Origin of the sequence: Flagellimonas aequoris (assembly GCF_003584165.1) — a bacterium.
Classification (GTDB): Bacteria; Bacteroidota; Bacteroidia; order Flavobacteriales; family Flavobacteriaceae; genus Flagellimonas; species Flagellimonas aequoris.
Map to the genome: position 1 here is coordinate 1 of NZ_QXFJ01000031.1, position 20,814 is coordinate 20,814.

Genomic DNA, 20,814 nt, shown 5'->3' on the forward strand with positions numbered 1-20,814 from the left:
ACCGCATTCCCAAGTCCCGGACGCAATTGCCTGATCAAATTGAATTCCTGTGTCATGTTTACCGCTGTGGAATGCTCTATATTGGAATCGATGACATATCCTATTCCTCCGTTTACCTTTTTTTCATTGTAGACCAGAACACCATAGAAATCTTTTCCTATAGTTATCTTACCTATCATTGTTCGAGATATTTGATTTGAGCTGTTGCAACAACATTTTTACCTCCCCCAATTGTTTGGATATACTGAACGGGGCACGGATACCTGAGTTCGAGACCCTGGCAAGCTGGTTCAGGTTGTTTCCCACCCTGCTCAGCTCGACAAAAAGTTTCCGGTCCATTGGATTTACCTTTTTGGTCGGCAGGGATTTTCCAGTACATTTTCTCCGGATATATTCGGCCGTGGACAATCCGATTGTCTCCGCATTTTTGGTAATGATCAAGTATTCGCTTTGTGAAACCCTGAAGGCGATGACAATCGTCCTTTGTTTTGATATGTCCTTTCTAGGTCTTGCCATTTTCCATGAATTTGGTATTGTTCAAAAGGTCACTTGTAAACGAAGTGCGCAGTTTTTGTTTACAAAAACACAACTTGCTCCGTGACCTCCGATCAACTATATCACAAACCTATGGCCTATGGATTATTTGCAAGGGTTTTGACGTACATAGCTTTTTGTACGGTAAATCAGAGGAGTGTTTTCGGAAGGGAAGATCAGAAATCTAAAGAAAACGGACCAAGGGATTTCCATCGATAGGAAATGCTTATACAAGAACATCTAAAAGGTTTTGCCATATTGGTCCGATGTGCTGGTTTTAGTTTTGATCTACCAAATGGAGGAATAGATTGACCATGGGGCCATCATGTTTGTTTCGTCCGAGACGATCTTAATGCCCGTATGGACCAAAAATGGTGAGGGAGAAAAATACAAATGGGATGAAATGGTACATGAAAATTGCTCGTTGTCCAAAACCGTGGCTTGGCATACTGATACAAAAAGACTTGCCCCACGGAATTGTCAAAATCAGCCGATCAGAGAGCTCAAAAACCTTTAACGCACCATGGACCCTAAGATATGACCCATCTAAGAGCAGGGTGTTCCATATCATAGTGGGCAATGTTGACAGTAAAGTAATGGACAGACCAAACACCAGTGCCCTTGGTCCAGTTTGGATGATTGGTATACTCGATCATTTGGTGGATTTCGCAAAGGACCATGTTTATTTCCATTGTACAGAGGTATGTCCACATTAGTATATGGATAAATGAACATATATATGAATAAACAATTGTGTGATCGTACATTTGTACGATCGTGCAAACCTATAGATATACAATTGTTTATTTATAATCAGTTGTACTATCCTAATGATGTTTTTGAATTGGACATGTGGACTTTCAATATATCAATGGATAATTCAGAATTGGGGAACATGGGACGTTGCTACAGGGATAGCATTGTCTCTTTTGTCTGCAATGTGCGGAATAGTTACGACTATAGGTCAGTAGACATAGGGTGTCTGGCCACACCACCGTAATCCTAATTTCAAAAGGTGGGTGGAATGATCCTGGACAGTAGTACCTGCACCCACTTTTATGATACACATCGAGATTATTCGATTTTAAGACAAGGGATACGGAGAAATATCACTCTTTTTTTCTTTCTCCCTATCCACAAAAAAGCACCCGAAGGGTGCCAGTGTTGATATTTTAAACCAAACACCATCTTTAGAAACTCGATCCTGAAACCGCAGAAACCAACTGGAAACGAATACTTTTAAAATATCTTTGGGGTCTGGAACATGTCCAGATGCACGTGGATGTTCCTGTTCGGACTTTGATAAAATAGGGAACAAAAGTTTGGTTGTCGAAACCCCATAATGAAAACCGTCCATAACAATATTTGAAGGCTTGTTCACTGAGCAAAGCTTTTCAAGAACCATAGTGCGTACCCAAAGGCTGTTTTTTAACAAAGTAATCGAGCTTAAATTAACCCAACGTTTTATTGAACTTTTTCCCTAAAATGCTAAAAACGGATATAGTGTACCACCTTCGCCGGATAAAATTGAGCACACAATAGATCAACATAAAGACTTGATTTTCAAATCACTAAAACCAAATATGGGATGGCTCACATTTTCCGTTTTCGGTGGTCTCAACCATCCGGCTCATCCATTCCCATGAACCAACGATAAAGCTGAAATGACTGTCAGTTCAACCAGTTGCAATGATCTTGGCATATCAATATTGCAATAAATAGACAGGTGATCGATGAATTTGCCAAGTGGTACACTGCTTTTTTATACAGTGTTCAAAAATAACAATACTTAAACAATTCCTTAATGGCTCTTCTCCATTGCCTTTATAGATTTACCTAATTTTAAAAGCATAAATCCTCCAAACCAATGAAAAAAAAGCATTCTATCCTGATTCTATCTGTGTTGTTGTTCTCTTTTGCCTCCTGTAGTAGCAGCGGTGACAATGAAAATGGAAGCGATGACGACAATGGTGGTAGCGGCGGTCCCATAGTGGATGACTCAGGTATCTTGACCAATCTCCGTAGCACCAACCTTAATTCGGACGCATTCCCTTGGAACAGTGTACCCGATAATGACAATGGGTGCGACTTGGTCAGTTTGACCGATGGTAAGCTAAAAAGATGGGATATCGGCAACCAAGGCCCAATACCGGTAAAGATCAATGGACTCCCATTGGTTCCCGAATCACTTGACCTCATTGAGGAAAGATTGGGATTGACCCTTTTCGATCGGACCAGTATCGCCAACACAGCTGATGAAAACATTGAACGGGGTATAATTTTTGCCGCAGAAGAGGAAACCGATCCTTTTGGTTATTCTTTTGACAACAGTTATGGTTGTGGCGGTGTATCGTTCCAATTTGAACAGGAGTATTTCTACGAGGATATTGAGCTTGAATATGATGAAGATGAAAATGTCATTGGATATGACTACCCTGTATTGGGACAGGCCTTTGACGGCGAAGGCAATGTTGTGGGCAGCGTTCTGGACGGCACACCTTACATTTTTAATGATGAAGATGTTGTTGTCGGCATTTTGTTGGAAGAAGATCGATTGATGTTAGATGGGGACGGCAACGCCATTTGTACTTGGCTATACTCCGATCCCCTTTACAATGAGGATGGCCATGCCATTGGGGCAACTGTGTCAGGTGCCGAAAGTGGCTACTTTATGATTCAAGGTGAAACCATCGAAACAGGCTATTATGATGCTGCAGGTCGCATCAATGGGCTCATTTTGGTTCGTTTGGATACCATGGAGTGCCAATTCAGTGATGACGAGGACGAAATAGAAATGATCGTCAACAAACTGGGCTATGCCTTGGGCCTAGGCTCCAACTTTGATGGATATGGCGATTTTGGGATAACTGGTGATTTTGAGATCAATGATAACTTTTGGAATGTGCTCAATACTCTCTATAGAAATCCCATAGGCAGCGATGAAAGCTCCCTTGAAATCCATGTGATCAGATCATAAGTTTGGAAATAGGATGGAATCCCAACAGGGTCATTTGCCGCCCTGTGGGGATTGTTTCAATGTCTTGACAAACTGTTTCAGGTTCTCATGGGAATGGCTCAATCGACCGTTCACCATGATCACGGGAGTCCCCACCTGGTTACCAATGGTCCCTTGTTCCCTGAGCTTGTCCCACATATAGGCGCCATATTCAGGATGTTGGGTAAAATTGAGCAGGGTAAAGTCCACCTTGTTCTGCATTAGATAATCCGTCGCATAGGCACATCGCGTACAGCCATCCCTGCTAAAGACCACTATGCCCTGTTCAAACTTTTTGAAATCCTCGGGGTCATAGAGCTTGGCGGGCATAAGGACCTGGTTGTAACCGTATGCATAGCTTATGGGACCTCCATTCTTTTTCAGCTCGGCAACCAATAGGGTCTTTTGTGGCTCCACGAGCTTTACAATGGGCTGGCCATCGTGTTCCAGTCCCCTGACATCGCTGAGTTCAAAGGTGATCTCCACAGGTTCGTCCAAGGTATTCCTTGCCTTGAACACCACATGGTCCGCGGTCTCCTCTTCAAGAATCTCAACGGCGACCTGTGAGAAGGACAAAAGACCGGACATCAGAAAAACAAAGTGGACAAAAAAGATTTTCATATTGGTTTGGTTTGAGTAAGGTTGACACAATTTGGTTGCTTGATAAAGCACTATGGTAAAGTACTAAAAAATCAATTCCGCCCACAGTTACCAAACTGTAAACTTCCTTCCATCATAAAAATAGGGCGCCCCGTCACCTACATAGCCTCCTTTATTGTATGAGCCGGTGAAAGTGAACCACCCACGCCGGATAAAATTGAGCATCCAATAGACTAAAACAAAGACTTAATTTTCAAATCACTAAAACCAAACATGAGGTGACTCATATTTTCCGTTTTCGGTGGTGTCAACCATCCGGCTCATCCAGTCATAATGAATACAATCACCTCTATGGTCCTTTCTTCGCTAACTGGGTCTTCCCGCAACTGACTCACCAAATTATTGGAGCAATCAAAAAACTATTACTCTGTTCTTATCAAAATTGTGAATTCTAGTAAAGGATGTTTGATTATTACCATTTCTTTGCGATGTCACTTTTACAATAACAAAATGAGTTCCTTCGAATTTAAATGTATGTTTTATTTGAGTTGATAAAATGCCAGAAACATCTTTCTTGAAAGTTGCCCGAACCGTCAAAATCAAATGACACTTCAATTATTTCTCCCATATTTTTAGGTAAATCAATGGTCAAATCAAAATTACAGCTTCTTCTACTGAAACGGTTGTTGATTTTGATGTATTTACAAATAATTTAGGTATGGGCTGTATTCCTTTTCTTTCGGTCGAACATAAAACAAATCAAAAAATACATTCCATACTATTCTAATCATAATTTGACATCCTTCAAGAAGGGATTGGTCATTATCAACTATATTGCTAATACTAAAAATCAAGGAATTTTAAGACCGCCGCTTTTTTCTTGATCACGCTACTGTCGGCCTTTTTCTGTAAGCGTGCTTTATCAGTAAAATAAAATTTGTATTTGGCTTTGGACAGATTGATGTTGTAATCATCAAAGTCATTTCCAGTGACATCGACGCCAGTTTTAAATGGAATGGGCGATTTGAGGACGGAAATATGATAGTCATAACTCATATCCATTTTCTGAATGCCTCCTACAGCCAGTTCATAGCGGTCTATGGCCAAAAAGGACGGCAATAGTTCCAATTTACTGTCGCTGATAATCATTTCAACATTTAAAGATTCTATGGGGTTTTTTTCTTTTGACTTGAACATGAATGTTTTGGCAAGCTCGCGAAATGTTTCACTATCAAATACCATGATGTCACTTGCTTGTATGGCGGCAATTCCCTTGATCGATGGCGTTTTTAGTTCCATCCGTTCATCCAGTTTTGCTATACCCTTAATTCTGAAATCTACCAGACCTTCAAAAGATTTTGTCATAGGGAACAGTGAATCCAACACGGGAAGCATTTCAGACAAACGGGACATTTCCACCTTGTCAAGGTTTAATTCAAAATGCACATCGGCCTCTTTTTCAGTAAGATAAATGTACGTCAGATTGGTGGACAATTCAGCTGCCAAGGTTTTCATCTTCGTGTTGGAAAGTTGCACTTTACCATCTTTTATAATAAAATTGCCCTGAATATCATCCATCCCCATTGTCCCAAATTTGAGTTTTCGGATATTACTGTCAAATTCAAAATCAATATTCTTTGGGATTTCCACCACTCTTTTTTCTTCCGTGGTCGTGGGCGGTGGTTGATTTAAAATATCCTCGGGCGTGGCCACGTCTTCCTCCTTTTTGCCTTTCTCCATTTTTTCGGATACATTATTGAAGGTTGCCATCAGTTCATTGGCGTCAATCAATCCTGATTTTAAACTGAGTCGTGCCGTGACCTTTTCATCTTTGAATTCTTCGGATAACAGTCCTCCCACATTGTCGATGGAACCCGTAAGCACCACATCCGATTTGCCAAAGGTTATTTTTGTATTTCTAAGCTCCAGTAATTTTTCCTTAAGGGTAAGCGTCGCATTTTCCATTCGCAAAGGCATTCCAATGGTAGGTGAGTATCCCACCATTTTATCGAAGTGCACACCTCCCCTGGGTGTCCATTTTTTTTGACTGTCGCGCTGTAATTTTATTTTATATTTTCCGCCTTTGATACCAGCAAAGCGTCTATGGAAATAAATACCCAAACTATCCAACTTAAAATCGGATGTTAAGGATGCTTTGGCCCTGTCCGTCCTATTGCTCTTGAGAATTACCGATATATCACCTCCCTTTAAAGATGCTTTCTTGTCGGCTCCACTTTGAAAGACAATGGTTCCCGTTTTTAGGTCTGCGGTGAGTTCTGAATTTTCTGGCAACGTTCTGTCAAGCCTAAAACCCATGGTCAAACTATCTGCACTTAGATATCGGTCTGCGGTACGTTCCAAGAACAACTGCTCGATGTTGACCAGTCCGGTCAATAATTCACGTTTTTCGAACGCACTGTCAAAATCAAGTTCTTTTATTTTGAGTGACAATGTTTCTTTTGGAACGGCAATATTGATATCGTTGACGATTGCCCTTCCTTTCAATTGCAATGAACTGATGTCCTGTTGCTTTATCCCATTGACGTTAAAAGATGTTTCAATATCCACATCCACAACGCCTTGGGCCGTCATTTCCGGATTAAATGGAATCACTTCATTGAGTTTTGTGATGTCCACATTACCTTTTAAGGCCGTTTTAAGAACGGGATCCAACATGAGGTTTTCCACATTTAAATTTCCATCCAAAGCAATTCCAAATCCCTTCAAATCGAGATTTGAAATGGTAAAATGGGAACTTGTTTTATCCTTAAAATCGAGTCTCGCTTTCAAATCCGTTTCAATGTGGTTGATGGAACCTGGATAATCCACATACTGAAATTTCCCGTTGCGAATGCTGGCGCTGACTTCTGTAAGTGGGTAGTCTTCTTTGCCATAAAATCCTTTGACCATGGCCACAAAATCCACTTCGCCCTTGACGTCTATTTTTTCTTTTTGGACAATCTTTTCAGGAACCAGGTCCAATAGCGATTTTAAATCGGGTACTTTTAGCCTAAGATCCAAATCCGTGGCCAATTTGTTGGTAATGGTGTCCCGCTGTAAAAAGCCATTGACCAACAAATCCACTCCATTGATGACAATGCCGCCTTTGGTAAAAATGAGCTTGTGCTCCTTTCGTAAGAGCTCAATTTCTGTGTTGATTCCTGCCCTGGTGTTATCCAACAGCACAAACCCTTCCTTTTCAAATTTTATTTTATGGATGTCCGCATCCAATTGGCAGGCGATTCTCTCTTGGTCATAACTCATTTTAAAGGCAGTGGAAAGATTATCTATACTGAACACATCATTGGTGGTCTCATTGACATAATCAATTTTTATTTTATCCAGATAGAGCCCTTTAATGTGGAGTTCGTTTATTTTGAATTCCGATTCACCGCCTTCTTCAGTGTCTTCCCCCTTTGATAAAATGTCCCAATTCAGCTTGCCATTTTGGTCAATGTGCACATTTACGGATGCTTCCTCCAATGAGACCCTTTTGATATCGATGATTTCCTTTGCCAGCAATTTTCTTAAATTGAATTCCGCATGGCAAGAACCAAACAGCAATAAGGTGTCCCCGGCAGATGTGAGTTTGCCTTCTTTTATGGCCACCCCAAAATTTGGAAAGGATGAGAAAAAGGTGAGTTCGGTGCTTTGGCTATAAAACTCCCCATCTATATTCCGATTGATGATATTGACCAGTTCGGGCGTTAGCTTTTCAGGTGTGAACACAAAATTGATAAGTAATGAAATGGCCAAAACAAGGACCAACAGCAGACCAAAAACAACGATCAATGTTGTTTTGAGCCATTTTTTCCAAGGTTTGGTTCTTTTTGTAGGTTCAGTTTCTTTGGTCATATTGAATACTTATTTGGGGGTTCAAAAATAGCTATGGGAATCTATTGCCCCATACTTTATAGTCATAAAAAAGGGGAAATCAACCGTACCAAGCGTTCTGTCAACTTCCTCAATCTAGGCCTGTTGTTCCAATTTTCGGATGTTATTTCTTCTGATACCAATAGATCATCATCGAAGCTCTCGGCAAGCTTGATTGCTGTTTTTTCGTCATAAATGATGGCATTCACTTCAAAATTGAGGTCAAAGCTCCTCAAGTCCAGGTTCGCTGTTCCTATGGATGCCAATCTTCGATCGGTCACAAATGTTTTGGCATGCACAAATCCCTTTTCATACAAATAGATTTTGACACCTGCCTCCAGCAATTCATCAAAATAAGCCTGTGTCGCCCTATTTACCAATTTTGAATCCCCTTTTTTGGGCACGAGCAATTTCACATCGACACCACTCAAAGCAGCAATGATCAGGGATTGCTGCAAGCTTCCATCCGGTATGTAATAAGGTGTAGTAATGAGTACTTCCCTCTTGGCCAATTGAATGGCTTGGATGATGGCATATAAAATGTTGGGCAAATCAGAATCGGGGCCATTTGAAACGACTTGTACGGCTGCATTTGCCTGTGCATTATTGGGGATGATCGGGAACAGTTCCCTGTCAATCCCCAGATTTTCTTTGCTGCAAAAATTCCAATCGGACAAAAACACTTGTTGCAGTCCAAAAATGGCCGGTCCCTTTATCACAACATTGGTATCTCTCCAAAACAAGTCGTTTTTTCCATTGTTGATATATTTATCACAAACGTTGATACCGCCTGTAAACGCCACCTTGCCGTCGATGACCACAATTTTCCTATGATTGCGGTAGTTTAGCCTATTGGCCAAAAAAAGGAGTTTTATTTTGTTGAAAGGGACTGCCCGAACGCCTGAACGGTTTAATTCCTTAACTATGTTCCCACGAATGTTCTTGCTTCCAAAATCATCATATATGAACCGGACAACAACGCCTTCCGATGCTTTTCGTATGAGCAGGTCTTTGAGTTGGTTTCCAATAGTATCGTTTTCATAGATGTAATATTGAATATGGATGTGGTGTTTTGCTTTTTTCAGTTCTTCCATCAACAAGGGAAAGAACGCTTCCCCATTTAGCAAAATCTCCACTTCATTGTTTGGCAATATGGGATTTCCACCTGCTTTTTTGTTGGAAAGCAATTGGATCATTTCCCTATTTTGGTCGATGGACAAGTTACCAGAACTGAATAATTTATGATTGGACGCCTTCAGTTTTTCACTAGCTTCTTGGGCCAATATTCCATCAGCGATGAGTTTTTTGCTGTAAATTTTACGTTTCCTATAATTTATGCCAAAGGAGAAATAAAAAATGGCGCCGGCAATGGGAACAAAAATCACCAGGAGAAGATAAGCCAGGGTTTTACTGACTGATCGCGTATCGAAGATCACGATCAGGCATATCGATATAATGCCGACAACGTATGCCAACTGAACCCCTAAAACCCACTCTGTTTGACCAAACTCCATAGCTACTATCAATTTTAGAACGAGGACCCAAGGTATGGCTAACAAATAAACCAACAGATCTGGCCCATTTTCAGGCTATTCCCAAAAAGTCATCCGGTCCAATTTTCCTTATCAATGACGGAGGTTTAAGGCCAAAATGATATTAAAAACGGCCAATAGAAAAAATCCAAATCCGATCCAAACCACAACCGTTGTGATCCCCACCATCGGACTGAGAACGACAAGCATTCCAAATATAGTTGTCAAAACACCCCCTGTCAAAATCCAGTGCCAACTTTTGTTGCCAAAAGAGTTAAGATGCATACCCAATTGAATGAGTGCACCTCCCGATAGCATAATATAAAAACCGACGATCAACAAAAGCATCATCCCGGATAATCCAGGATATAAGAGCAACATTAGTCCTATTATTGCTTCTAGAACGGCGAAAGCCAAAATCCGTTTCCAGCTTGTCAACATGGCCTTATTACTTATGGCAAACATCAAACGGATGACACCGCCCAAAAAGATCATTGCCGCGAAAACTAAGGAGAATGCCAAATAGCTTTCAATGGGATGGGTCACTGCAAAAAAACCAATGATAAACAATAGTAATCCTGAAATGAGGAATAACCACCAATGGTTCGTTCCTTCTTCAATTTTTGGGGAAATATGTAACATAAGTATACATTAAAGGTTGGATCAGATAGGATTATAAGGTGTGCTCTGGATTAAATCCATCGTCGCTCAATTTATTCGGTTCATAATCCTCCACCATCAACTCATCGATGGTTTTCTTCTCTTTATTTTTATGGAATCGGTCTATCAAACTGTCAAATATGGCATATACCACGGGAACAATGATAAGTGTCAAGAACAGTGAACTCAATAAGCCCCCTATGATCACCCAAGCCAGACCGTTGTTCAATTCGGCCGCCGCACCTGAAGCCAGGGCTATGGGTACCATACCTATGACCATGGCCACAGTTGTCATCAATATAGGGCGTAACCGCGCATGGTTGGCCTGTATCAATGCATTGAAGGTGTTCTCCCCCTCCTGTTTTCTTTGGTTGGTGAAATCCACTAAAAGAATGGCATTTTTACATACCAGACCAATCAACATAATGATTCCCAAAATGGTAAATACATTCAATGAGTTATTGGTGAGTGCCAAGGCCAGTAAGGCACCGATAAAGGAAAGTGGGATGGAAAACAACACTACAAATGGATGTACAAAACTATCGTAAAGGCCCACCATCACCAAATACACCAAAATGATGGCCGCCAATAGTCCAAAGCCCAAACTACCAAAGCCCTCACTTTGGTTTTCCATATCGCCGCCCCAGGTATAATTGACACTTTGGGGTCTTTCCAGTTTTGAAAACTGTTCCTCCCACTTCGTTGCTATGGTTCCCGTCGGACGGCCCACACTTTGTCCCTGTACCGTGACAGAGGCACTTTTGTCCCTACGCTCCAGTACACTCGGCCCTGAACTTTCCGCTACGGTCGCAAACTGATAGAGCTTAATCTCTTCGTTCCTATCGTTTATGAATGAGATGTTTCGGACATCGTTGATATTGGACCTGCTCACATCACCAAAACGGATGTTGATGTCATATTCATAACTACCCTCCCGAAACTTGGTGTCATCATTCCCGCTCAGGGCAAGTTGCATTGTGGCCCCCACCTCTTGCAGGGAAAGACCCAGCAATGCCATTTTATCACGATCCACTTCAACCATGATTTCTGGATTTCCGGTCTCTATGGACAGCTTTACGCCGGTGGCACCATTGATTTCTTTGAGTTGGTCCGCAGCATTTTCGGCAAAGACTATCGCACTATCCAATGTATTACCCGTGATCACCAATGCCAAGGGTGCTGCTTCAGCAGTCCCAATGAGTCCTACGGGGACGGTTTTTACTTTCACATCCACCAATAGATTTTCCAGTTCCCTTTTTATCTTTGCGGCATAGACATAGGAATTGTCCTCGCGCTCATCTTTATTGTTCAGTTTTACGTCTATCTCCGATTTGTACACTGTGGCCTGGGTAGCACCTGCACCACCGTCACTACTTTGCCCAACAGTGGTCACCATGCTCACAATCTCCTTTTTATTGCCCAGATATTCTTCCACCTCACGTGTCACTATATTGGTGCGTTCCACTGTGGCATCTTTTGGCAGTTCCAATTGCACCAAAAACTGGCCCCGGTCCGCTTTTGGGAAGAAATCTGTCCCCACATAGCCCATGGGCAATAAGGCCACCGAAGCTATAAAGAGTATGGCAACAATGGCCAATGTCTTAACTTTATGGGTCAACGACCACTTTAAGATGGCCGTTACCTTGTCCGTAAACCTATTAAGCCCTCTTTCGAATCCCAAAATCACCTTACCGAACATATTCTTTCCCGTAATATGTTCCAATTTCCCATACCGAGAAGACAACCAAGGTACAATGGTAAAAGATGACAAAAGGGAAAGAAGGGTGGCGATGATAACCGTCATACAAAATTCCGCGATGATATCGGTCACCAGTCCACTGCTCATGGCTATGGGAAGGAAAACCACCACAATGACCAGGGTAATGGCAGTTACGGTAAACCCGATCTCCTTGGTAGCCTCATAGGAAGCGCGTACTCGATTTTTCCCCATCTCCATGTGTCGGTATATGTTTTCCAGAACCACGATGGCATCATCCACCAAAATACCCACCACAAGGGACAACGCCAACAAACTCATCAGGTTGAGGGTATATCCCATTAAATAAATACCGATAAAAGTAGCGATCAATGAAGCGGGAATGGAGACCATTACGATCAATGAGTTTCGGATACTGTGTAGAAAGAAGAGCATTACGAATGCCACGAGAACAACCGCTAGGAAAAGGTCAAATATCACGGAATCCGCTGCGGCTATGGTAAACTCGGTGGAATCGCTCACCACATCAAGTTTTAGGTCAATGTTTGAATAATCGGTTTCCAATTTGGCCAATTCCGCACGTATACCCTCGCTGACCGCCACGGCATTGGCATCCGACTGCTTCACGACCTGGACCAGAATGGAATTGGACTGATTGATTCTTGAAATTTTTTCTATATCCTTTTGTGAATCTTCAATCTCGGCAATATCGTTCAATCGTATTTGGATACCCTCCTTTGAGGAAACGACCAGCTTTCGCAATTCCTCCACCGTTTTGAACTTGCCCGAAAGCCGAACGATCATTGTTTGTTCCCTTGTTTTTATATTTCCTGTCGGAAAATCAAGGTTGGAGCCTGTTATGGCTTGCCGTACCATGGGAACAGAAATATCGTAGGCTTCCATAAGATCAGGGTTCAGGGCCACTTGGATCTCCCTTTCCTGGCCACCAATTAGATTGACCTGCGCCACTCCATTTACCCTGGACAATACGGGCTGGATCTTTTTATCCATTAAATCGTAAAATTCATTGTCGTCCATGTTTGCCGTGGCACCCATGGATATTACCGGTAAGTCACTCAATGAAAATTTGGCCAATGAGGGAGGATCCGTATCTTCAGGGAGGTCTTTTAAAATGGCATTTATTTTACGTTGTGCATCATTGAGGGAATAATTGACATCGGCTTCGGTTGTAAGGGTGATGGTCACAGTGGAAACTCCTTCATACGATTTTGATTCCAGCTTTTTGATATTCTCCATGGAGGAGACAGCGTCCTCTATTTTTCGGGTCACGGTATTCTCCACTTCACTTGGCGATGCCCCGGGATAAACGGTCGTTACAGAAACCACGTTAATGGTAAATTTCGGAATAAGATCGTATCCCAATTGCATATAACTAAATGCTCCCCCCAATAGTAAGATGGTAAACAGTACTATGACAATACTGGGGCGTTTAATGGAAATTTCTGCTATTTTCACTAGATTATGTTTTCAAATTAGAAATTCTTCAGGTACTATCCATTCTTCCTTAATACTGGATAGGCGGGTCATTTTTAACGGTATCAATTGACCGATCTCACTTTTGTTCCATCCTCCAGGTTTATTTGACCACTGACCACGACCAATTCCCCTTTCTTCAATCCATTTATCACCTCCACATTCTTTTCCGAAACCAAACCTGGAATCACCTTTCTTAAAACAACAGTACTATCGGGCTGGATTACAAACACTTGGTAATTGCTAACGCTTCCCACAAAAGCCTTACGGTTGACCGTAAGCTTTTCACTTTGGGAACTTTTAAAACTCATTGAGCCATACATTCCTGCCTTTAAGGGGAAATTTTCAGTGTTCAAAACCTCTACTTCAACCGGAAAATTTAACGAACTGTCCGCTTTCGGTGCTATGAATCCAATTACACCGGTAAATTGTCTTCCAGGAATGGCACTAGCCGTAATGACAACAGTGTCCCCCTTATTTAAATGGGCCACATTGATCTCGTTGAGCGTAGATTTGAGCTTTAAGCGAGAGACATCCACCAATTCAAAAAGAGCAGTTCCAGGACTTACCACGGTTCCTGGTTCAACGCTTCGCTTGTTGACCATTCCATTGATTGTAGCTTTTATGGTGGCATCACCATATTGTATGCTGGCACGGTCCAGTTGGGCCTTCGCATTTTGAAGGTCCAATGCGGCCTGATCTACTTGCTGTTTGGTCACCCCTCCGGTTTTAAAGGCATTTTGGTAGCGTTCATTGTTGGACTGGGCATTCCGAAAGGCTGCCTTGGCATTTTCGAGCTCCACTGAAAGCTGATCCGTTTTTACAATGGCCAACGGCTGTCCCACCCTCACTTCATCCCCTTCCTCTACATACACCTTGGAAACACGTCCGGATTGTTCAGCGGAAAATTCCAATTCCTGAAAAGGCTCGAACAATCCATTATTTGTGTATTCCACATTTAGAGCCGATAGCTTTACGGTGTCCACTTGGACATTTACGCTGTTGTTCATTTTTGAAACAATGGCGGTTTCCGCTTCATTTTTTTTCTTATTACTGTTCAAAATAAATGCTATTGCCACAAAAACAATGACAATAACAAGGGTAGGAACGACAATCTTGGAAGTCTTTTTCATCGGTTTTACTTTAATATGTTTTCACTTGGATGACACAATACCTTACTTGGTGGTATGCTATTATTTAAAGAAACTAGTCTAAAAGTTGGTTTAATTGTCCTTTCGCCTTTAAAAGCTGAATGGATGCAAGTTTATATTCCAGTATGGCCTGGCTCAGGTTGTTCTGTGATTCTATCAAGGAGTTTTGCGCATCCAATAGATCTGTCAAACTGGCAAGGCCATTGTAGTAATTGTTGGAGGTATCATCCAACACTCTTTGCGCCAAAATGGCATTTTCCCGCTGGTTGTTTATGGTAATGGCATTATTGGTAAGTTTGCTTTTGGCGTTTTGAAAATCCAATTCAAGGGATAGTTTGGCATCCTTTATGTTTTCTGATGCCGTCTGGATCTCGATATCTGCCTGTCTTACCCTGGATCGTGTTGAAAACCCAGTGAATATGGGTATTTTCATCGAAACCCCAATGGATGCGACCTCAAACCAGTTGGCATCACTCCCAGTATCCGCAAAAATTGGAAAATCATTTCCTAGCCCTTGGTAGCTATAGTTTCCATCCAAGGAAAGCGTAGGGTAATACTCGGCCTGAATGGATTTCTTTTGAAAGGTCAGCAATTGTTTCTCCGCTTCCATGAGTCGATATTCCGTAAGGTTTTCAACGTTTACGATTTCATCCTCTTGGACCATGGTCGAAATCTCAAATTCCGATTCCGGTAAATACACCTTGCTTTCAATTGGCATGCCCATAAAAAACTTCAGCGTGTTTTCTTGGGTTTCCAATGCATTTATCGCTTGCTGGCGTTGGGCCCTTAAATTGGAAAGTTTCACCTCCAATCGGTCCACATCGATTTTTTTGGCCAGACCATTGTCAAACTGACCTTGAAGCACGTCACGTACTTTACTTGTGTTGATAATGCTGCTGTCCACCACATTAAGCTTTTCTCGTTCCATATAAACGTTATAATAGTTTTCGGCCACTTTTTGAATGAGTTCCTCATTGGTGAGTTGTGCATTGATCTGGTAAAACTCCCGAGTGGTCTTAGCGGCCCTTAATCCTGTAAAAACGGCTTGGTTAAAAATATTCTGGGTAAGTTTTGCTCCTATGGAAGAGCCCCATTCCTGGCCAAAGGTGGCCAAAATGGTCGTCCCTGGCTGCCCGACCAGATCCCCGGGCAATGCGCTTTGCTGTAACAGCGGATTATTGGTGAGATTTCCATTACCTGAAATCTGTGGTAACAATTGGGATCTGGTTTCCTGGATTTGGTACTCCGCATTTTCAATTTGCAACTGTGCCTTTTTTGCATCGGCCTTATGCTGGAGTGCATAGGTAATCGCAGCTTTCAATGATAGTTCCTCCTTCTGGGAAAAAGCAAGGAAGGGAACCAAAATAAAAAGAACAAAAAGTTTCATGGGTGACTGTTTTATCATCATGTGCTTTGTATCAAATTGTTTATCGTTTAAAAAGGATTGAATGAAATTCCAAGGCTAAAGTAACCCGAGGGCTTTGGCTCAAACTCCATAACAAAGTTGTCCTCTTTGAAGGTCTCTCCCTTTACAGTCATTCCAGATTGGAATACGTTCATAACGCCCAATCTCCCCGTGAGAACAATCTTGTCCTTAATCAGGTGTTCGTATACAAGGCCGGACTTGACCCCAAATTGTCTGAACTCAAAATCGTTGGCATTGTCCACCAACCCACCCGTGTATATATAGAAGTTTGACGTTTCAAACTCGCTACCGATGGACAACCTTCCGTTTTGCGTCAGCCGTGTCTGCAGCATAAGACGTGATGGCAGCACTACATCCAGTCGCCACGCATTGTTAAAAATGCTCCTAGTATATGTAACTATGGGAAATGCGGGAATTTGCGCCGTTGGATCCAAGCGCCCCAATAGACCAATGTTCAAGCTTTCTTTTTTACTTCTTTTTAAGACCATTATCGCCGACACCAAACCCTGCAAACGACCAAAATGCTCCGAGCTGGCATCGCCCAATACGCTCGCGTTGTAGATAACCGGCTTTTTAAAAAGACTGGAAAAATAGGTAAGACTAAGTGCTGATTTAAAGTAGTGCAACTTTTCGTCCCCCTGTTCGTAATTTTCGACACTTGCATTCTGAAAATGATAGAATTGCGAAACGGTGAATCGCCATTTTTGTTTTTGGAGAACCGGAATGTTGATGTTTGTTTTAACGTTTTGTTGAACCTCCAAACGTTCTTGGCCCAATTCCTGACCAAGCAATTTTGATTTAAAATCATAAGGTCCAAAATTTCCATACTCCACGTTCAGTATCCGTGTTTCTGAAAATTTCTCCGCCAAACTTTTTGAAAAAGATACGGGTGTAACCGAAAGGGTGTCTTGGGCTTGGGCCATCCCGTACAAACCCAATAATAGACAAACAAGAATAAATTTAACCATTGGTGGACTTTACGTTTTCACGGGGCAAACCTAACCAATGTGGAAAATCGTTTTGTTTTATTATACCAAACCCTACTTTTTTTAGACGAAATCCGCCAATTGAACAATTTCGTATAATTTTCTGCCCCTTTGGTATAATTTTGAGTGCCTATAATAAAAAACCTCTAAATTGGAACACCGACTAGATATGGGATGAACACAGGAAACAATAATTTCTTTTTGAACTTTTTGACAGAAAAAAAATATAGGGTGCTGCGGCACCTCGCTATTTTGATTTTTCTGTTTATTGTGATTATAAACTATGATGGAAGAGATTTGAATAATAAATTCGATTCTTCCGACAAATATTATTTACTGTCCTTCACCTATTTTATTCTAGTGGTGTTTTTCTATGTGAACATGTACATCCTAATTCCTCGAATCCTTTATAAGAAATATTATGTGACCTATTTATTGTCCTTGGTGATAGGTGTTTGTCTGGAGTTTTTTGTGATCAGGTTATTTGTTGAACATATATTGGAACCCGATCCAACAATACATGATTCAAGGCAATTCGGGTTTTTTACCCAACTGTTCAATGTAGCGACCACGATGCTTCCTTTTATCCTTAGTTCCACTGCGTTGAAGCTCTTTCAACGATGGATATCGGACAATGAGAAAATAGTGGACTTGGAAAACAAGGCCCTCAAAGTTGAACTGCAGGCATTGAAAAATCAAATAAATCCACACTTTCTTTTCAATATGCTCAACAACTTGAATATCCTGATTGGAAAAGATCCTGAAAAGGCATCCTATGTAACCATTAAACTATCGGATTTTCTAAGGCACCATTTATATGACAAGAATCGGCCGATGGTCATGCTTTCGTCAGAGATTAAATTTATCCGAGACTTTTTGGAACTTGAAAAAATAAGACGGGATGATTTTACCTTTGCGGTCAACCTGACCGGGACCGAGGTAAATGATCAAAAGGTCCCATCACATATCTTATCGGTTTTTGTGGAAAATGCCATAAAACATAGCCTCGATTCGGATTTGCCTTCCGAGGCACAAATAGATTTTCACTTGGAAAACGGTTTTATTACTTTTAAATGCCGGAATACAAAGCCAAATATGGTCACTGTCAAAAAGAATGAAGGTCTGGGCCTTCAAAATGTAAAACGTAGGTTGGATCTGCTATATGGCACTACATATACTTTCCTTATCGAGGACCGCAGGGCCAGCTACTCTATAGATCTAAGACTTCCTTTATGAAATGTATCATAATAGACGATGAGCCCTTGGCACGGGAAGGAATGGTCGACATGGTGTCATCACGCAATGATCTAAAGTTACTCGGTGCCTTCAAAAATATCTCGCAGGCCAAATTATTTTTAAACAGTAATACGGTCGACCTCATATTTCTGGACATTGAAATGCCTGGCATAAATGGTCTTGAATTTGCCAAGACCATTGAGGATTCCATGGTTATTTTTGCCACAGCTTACAAAGAGTATGCGATTGATAGCTATGCTGTCGATGCAATAGGCTATTTGTTGAAACCTATTCTAAGAAGCCAGTTTGAAAAGGCCGTGGACAAGGCTTTCACCTTTCATAAGCTAATTGAAGAGGGTGGTTCCAAAAGAAATGAAATGTCGACTGACTTTCTATTCATCAAATCCGAGCGTAGGTACTATAAGATTCAATATGAGAAAATCCTTTTTATAGAAGGCTTGAAGGACTATGTGGTCGTCCATACGGCAAAGGATAAGGTAATCACGGCATTGAACCTTAAAGCAATCCATGAAAAATTGCCGAAAAAACATTTTTTGCGTGTGAGCAAATCCTATATTGTCAATGAGTCGGCCATAGACTCTTTTGACCATTACACCATATATATTAGGGAGCATGAAATCCCCTTAAGCAAAGTATATCAGGAAGATTTTTATAATTCTTATATATCAAAATCTTAATTTCAACGTGATAACAACTACAGGTTTCGCTCTAAATAGTAAAAAGTAGCAATTACCCAAAAGTCTTGACAAATTCACACTTCAGGAATGGTGAGGGACGTAGTATGTAAAACGGTTTCTTTAGATTGGGACGACCGAATTGATGAAGCCTACATATCTTATAATGGTTGATCTTACTTAAACTTACTGCCCTAATTTTTGGGTATCTACACACTCCTTATATGAAATGATTTATTGATAATAATTTCAATATCCTCCTTCAAAAAGTTTGAACTCTGTCCCGTTGGGGGGTCACTAAAGGGGATTTTCTACAGATCGAGTGGAAGTCCCCTTTTCCTTTGCCCTTCAAATCCCCTGTGAACAAAGAGATTGCGCCAAAAATCTCATTGACCCGAAAAGTTCGAACTCGCTTGTTTTTGAAGTCATACCCAATCCCGTCGGGGAAGACCATATATTGTATGGCCCTTTTGGTTTCCAAATCCCCTAACTTCCACAGTGATGGTAGGTTACAGGCATAATCAAGTGCCAATTTTACGGACTTTTTGAGGTTCGAACTATTTATTCCCCCATTTTCCAATTTCATCTCCAGTTCCCTTTGTTCGGCTTTCAGTTCCGGCATGAAAAGGTCGTACTGGGACTTTGTGATCTCGTTCAGCACGACATATCTTCTTTCCAATGTGTCCATCCTTTCTTTAAGTTGGCCGAGTGGACTTGCAACAAAAAAATGGACAATGAGATAAGAGTCATGCAGCTGATTTTTGGTTATACATTTCGTTTTCAAATTCCCCTATGGTTTTATAATGCAATGTCGGGTGTATCCTCTTCCTATTGTACCAAGTCCCTATCCACTGGAATATAGATAGTTCCGCTTCGGACCTGAAGTTATAGTTTTGATGGTACACCCATTCGACCTTCAAGCTCTTGGAGAAAGATTCCGCCACTGCATTGTCCCAGCAATTCCCTTTTCTGCCCATTGATTGTACATATCCTTTAAGGATATCGGTGAACTCGTAACTGGCATATTGTGAGCCCCTATCAGAATGGAAAACAAGCCTGTCCGTGATATTGTTCGACCTTACCGCCATCTTCCAAGCGGGTATTATGGTGTCGGCAGTGGCCAAGGTCTTGCCCATAGACCACCCAACGACCTTTCTGTGGAACAGGTCCATGATCACCGTTAGGTACATCCATCCCTCACCGGTCCTTATATAGGTCATGTCGGATACCCAGACCTGGTTTCTCCTGTGTACCGTAAAGTCCCGGTCCAATATATTGGGCGCTATCGGATAATCGTGTTTGCTGTCCGTGGTGGCCCCGGACTTTCTCTTTCTTTTGGCGAAAAGCCTGTTGGCCCTCATTATCCTGGCAACCCTCGGTCTTGAGGCCCGATATCCCCTTTTCAAGAGCTCCTCCCTGATCCTTGGAGCCCCGTAACTCCCGAAGCTGTCCTTGAAAATACCACGTATGGCCACCGTCAGGGCCTCGTTCTCTGACCACCTTTTGGAAGGCCCCCGGTCCAACCAATTGTAATACCCACTTTTGCTTACCTTGAACATTTTGCACATCTTCCCGACAGGAAATTTGAACCTGTGGTGTTTTATGAACCTATATTTTTCCTGTCGCCCTAGGAGAAGATGGCCATCGCCTTTTTTAGGATATCACGCTCGATCTCCACGTCCCTCAGTTTTTTCTTGAGCTCGGCTATCTCCCTTTGTTCTTCGGTAAGCTTGGGGTTGCCCTTTCCGGGAAAACTGTTCTCCCCGTATTTTTTGGCCTCCCTGCGCCAGCGTCCCAATACCGAGGGGTTCAGCCCCAGTTCCCTACATACCTCTGCGGCATTGCCCCTGGCATAGCTCAGTTCGACGGCCTTTTGCTCGGACTCCGTTGTGTACTCTCTTTTTGGTTTTGACAT

General features: G+C 41.8%; 15 protein-coding genes. 3 read left to right on the forward strand and 12 right to left on the reverse strand.

Features of this window, described 5'->3' with window-relative positions; genetic code table 11:
- Positions 1 to 168 precede the first annotated feature (168 nt).
- Positions 169 to 516, reverse strand: a complete 348-nt coding sequence (locus tag D2U88_RS17715) for a plasmid mobilization protein (RefSeq protein WP_119638764.1) — start codon at positions 514 to 516, stop codon at positions 169 to 171.
- A gap of 1,102 nt (positions 517 to 1,618) precedes the next feature.
- Positions 1,619 to 1,969, reverse strand: coding sequence for a hypothetical protein (locus tag D2U88_RS17725; protein WP_147378616.1), 351 nt, complete (start codon positions 1,967 to 1,969; stop codon positions 1,619 to 1,621).
- Between the two features lie 432 nt (positions 1,970 to 2,401).
- Here D2U88_RS17725 and D2U88_RS17730 point away from each other — a divergent pair, with 432 nt between their 5' ends.
- Positions 2,402 to 3,511 (forward strand): hypothetical protein, encoded by a 1,110-nt coding sequence (locus D2U88_RS17730; protein WP_119641890.1) that lies wholly within the window; start codon positions 2,402 to 2,404, stop codon positions 3,509 to 3,511.
- Between the two features lie 30 nt (positions 3,512 to 3,541).
- On the opposite strand, the gene D2U88_RS17735 is transcribed toward D2U88_RS17730, so the two are convergent.
- The 8 genes from D2U88_RS17735 to D2U88_RS17770 form a co-directional block, all read right to left on the reverse strand.
- A complete protein-coding gene (locus D2U88_RS17735) occupies positions 3,542 to 4,150 on the reverse strand; it encodes a glutaredoxin (RefSeq protein WP_119641891.1) in 609 nt (202 codons plus the stop codon).
- 822 nt (positions 4,151 to 4,972) lie between these two features.
- Entirely contained in the window at positions 4,973 to 7,984 is a 3,012-nt protein-coding gene (locus D2U88_RS17740) for an AsmA family protein (RefSeq protein WP_119641892.1), read from the reverse strand.
- Positions 7,985 to 8,046: 62 nt separating this feature from the next.
- Positions 8,047 to 9,516 carry a cardiolipin synthase gene (gene cls / locus D2U88_RS17745; protein ID WP_119641893.1) on the reverse strand — a complete coding sequence of 490 codons (1,470 nt, stop codon included), beginning with the start codon at positions 9,514 to 9,516 and terminating at the stop codon, positions 8,047 to 8,049.
- Between the two features lie 111 nt (positions 9,517 to 9,627).
- Positions 9,628 to 10,176 carry an HdeD family acid-resistance protein gene (locus D2U88_RS17750; RefSeq protein WP_119641894.1) on the reverse strand — a complete coding sequence of 183 codons (549 nt, stop codon included), beginning with the start codon at positions 10,174 to 10,176 and terminating at the stop codon, positions 9,628 to 9,630.
- A 31-nt stretch (positions 10,177 to 10,207) separates the two neighbouring features.
- A complete protein-coding gene (locus tag D2U88_RS17755; protein WP_119641895.1) occupies positions 10,208 to 13,387 on the reverse strand; it encodes an efflux RND transporter permease subunit in 3,180 nt (1,059 codons plus the stop codon).
- Positions 13,388 to 13,470: 83 nt separating this feature from the next.
- A complete protein-coding gene (locus D2U88_RS17760) occupies positions 13,471 to 14,538 on the reverse strand; it encodes an efflux RND transporter periplasmic adaptor subunit (protein WP_119641896.1) in 1,068 nt (355 codons plus the stop codon).
- Positions 14,539 to 14,611: 73 nt separating this feature from the next.
- Complete coding sequence (locus tag D2U88_RS17765) at positions 14,612 to 15,943, reverse strand: TolC family protein (RefSeq protein ID WP_119641897.1); 1,332 nt, start codon at positions 15,941 to 15,943, stop codon at positions 14,612 to 14,614.
- Between the two features lie 47 nt (positions 15,944 to 15,990).
- A complete protein-coding gene (locus tag D2U88_RS17770) occupies positions 15,991 to 16,950 on the reverse strand; it encodes a hypothetical protein (RefSeq protein WP_147378617.1) in 960 nt (319 codons plus the stop codon).
- A gap of 315 nt (positions 16,951 to 17,265) precedes the next feature.
- On the opposite strand from D2U88_RS17770, the gene D2U88_RS17775 reads away from it, so the two are divergent.
- Together D2U88_RS17775 and D2U88_RS17780 are read left to right on the forward strand one after the other, a co-directional pair.
- Positions 17,266 to 18,204 (forward strand): sensor histidine kinase, encoded by a 939-nt coding sequence (locus D2U88_RS17775; protein WP_182859212.1) that lies wholly within the window; start codon positions 17,266 to 17,268, stop codon positions 18,202 to 18,204.
- The gene (locus D2U88_RS17780; protein WP_119641900.1) at positions 18,201 to 18,902 is read left to right on the forward strand and encodes a LytR/AlgR family response regulator transcription factor; all 702 of its coding nucleotides are present in this window, start codon (positions 18,201 to 18,203) and stop codon (positions 18,900 to 18,902) included. Before D2U88_RS17775 ends, D2U88_RS17780 begins: the two co-directional genes overlap by 4 nt.
- A 259-nt stretch (positions 18,903 to 19,161) precedes the next feature.
- Here D2U88_RS17780 and D2U88_RS17785 read toward each other — a convergent pair whose 3' ends face one another.
- Complete coding sequence (locus tag D2U88_RS17785) at positions 19,162 to 19,587, reverse strand: hypothetical protein (RefSeq protein ID WP_119641901.1); 426 nt, start codon at positions 19,585 to 19,587, stop codon at positions 19,162 to 19,164.
- A 58-nt stretch (positions 19,588 to 19,645) separates the two neighbouring features.
- Positions 19,646 to 20,814 (reverse strand): IS3 family transposase gene (locus tag D2U88_RS17790; protein WP_119641902.1). Its coding sequence is split into 2 segments (ribosomal slippage): positions 19,646 to 20,556 and positions 20,556 to 20,814, totalling 1,170 coding nucleotides; the frame shifts between segments, so codons are not numbered across the junction.

Coding starts and splice junctions, on each gene's coding strand:
- D2U88_RS17785 (WP_119641901.1), bottom strand. CDS start 19,587: ATGGACACATTGGAAAGAAGATATGTCGTGCTGAACGAGATCACAAAG.
- D2U88_RS17750 (WP_119641894.1), bottom strand. CDS start 10,176: ATGTTACATATTTCCCCAAAAATTGAAGAAGGAACGAACCATTGGTGG.
- cls (WP_119641893.1), bottom strand. CDS start 9,516: ATGGAGTTTGGTCAAACAGAGTGGGTTTTAGGGGTTCAGTTGGCATAC.
- D2U88_RS17730 (WP_119641890.1), top strand. CDS start 2,402: ATGAAAAAAAAGCATTCTATCCTGATTCTATCTGTGTTGTTGTTCTCT.
- D2U88_RS17740 (WP_119641892.1), bottom strand. CDS start 7,984: ATGACCAAAGAAACTGAACCTACAAAAAGAACCAAACCTTGGAAAAAA.
- D2U88_RS17735 (WP_119641891.1), bottom strand. CDS start 4,150: ATGAAAATCTTTTTTGTCCACTTTGTTTTTCTGATGTCCGGTCTTTTG.
- D2U88_RS17765 (WP_119641897.1), bottom strand. CDS start 15,943: ATGAAACTTTTTGTTCTTTTTATTTTGGTTCCCTTCCTTGCTTTTTCC.
- D2U88_RS17760 (WP_119641896.1), bottom strand. CDS start 14,538: ATGAAAAAGACTTCCAAGATTGTCGTTCCTACCCTTGTTATTGTCATT.
- D2U88_RS17780 (WP_119641900.1), top strand. CDS start 18,201: ATGAAATGTATCATAATAGACGATGAGCCCTTGGCACGGGAAGGAATG.
- D2U88_RS17770 (WP_147378617.1), bottom strand. CDS start 16,950: ATGGTTAAATTTATTCTTGTTTGTCTATTATTGGGTTTGTACGGGATG.
- D2U88_RS17715 (WP_119638764.1), bottom strand. CDS start 516: ATGGCAAGACCTAGAAAGGACATATCAAAACAAAGGACGATTGTCATC.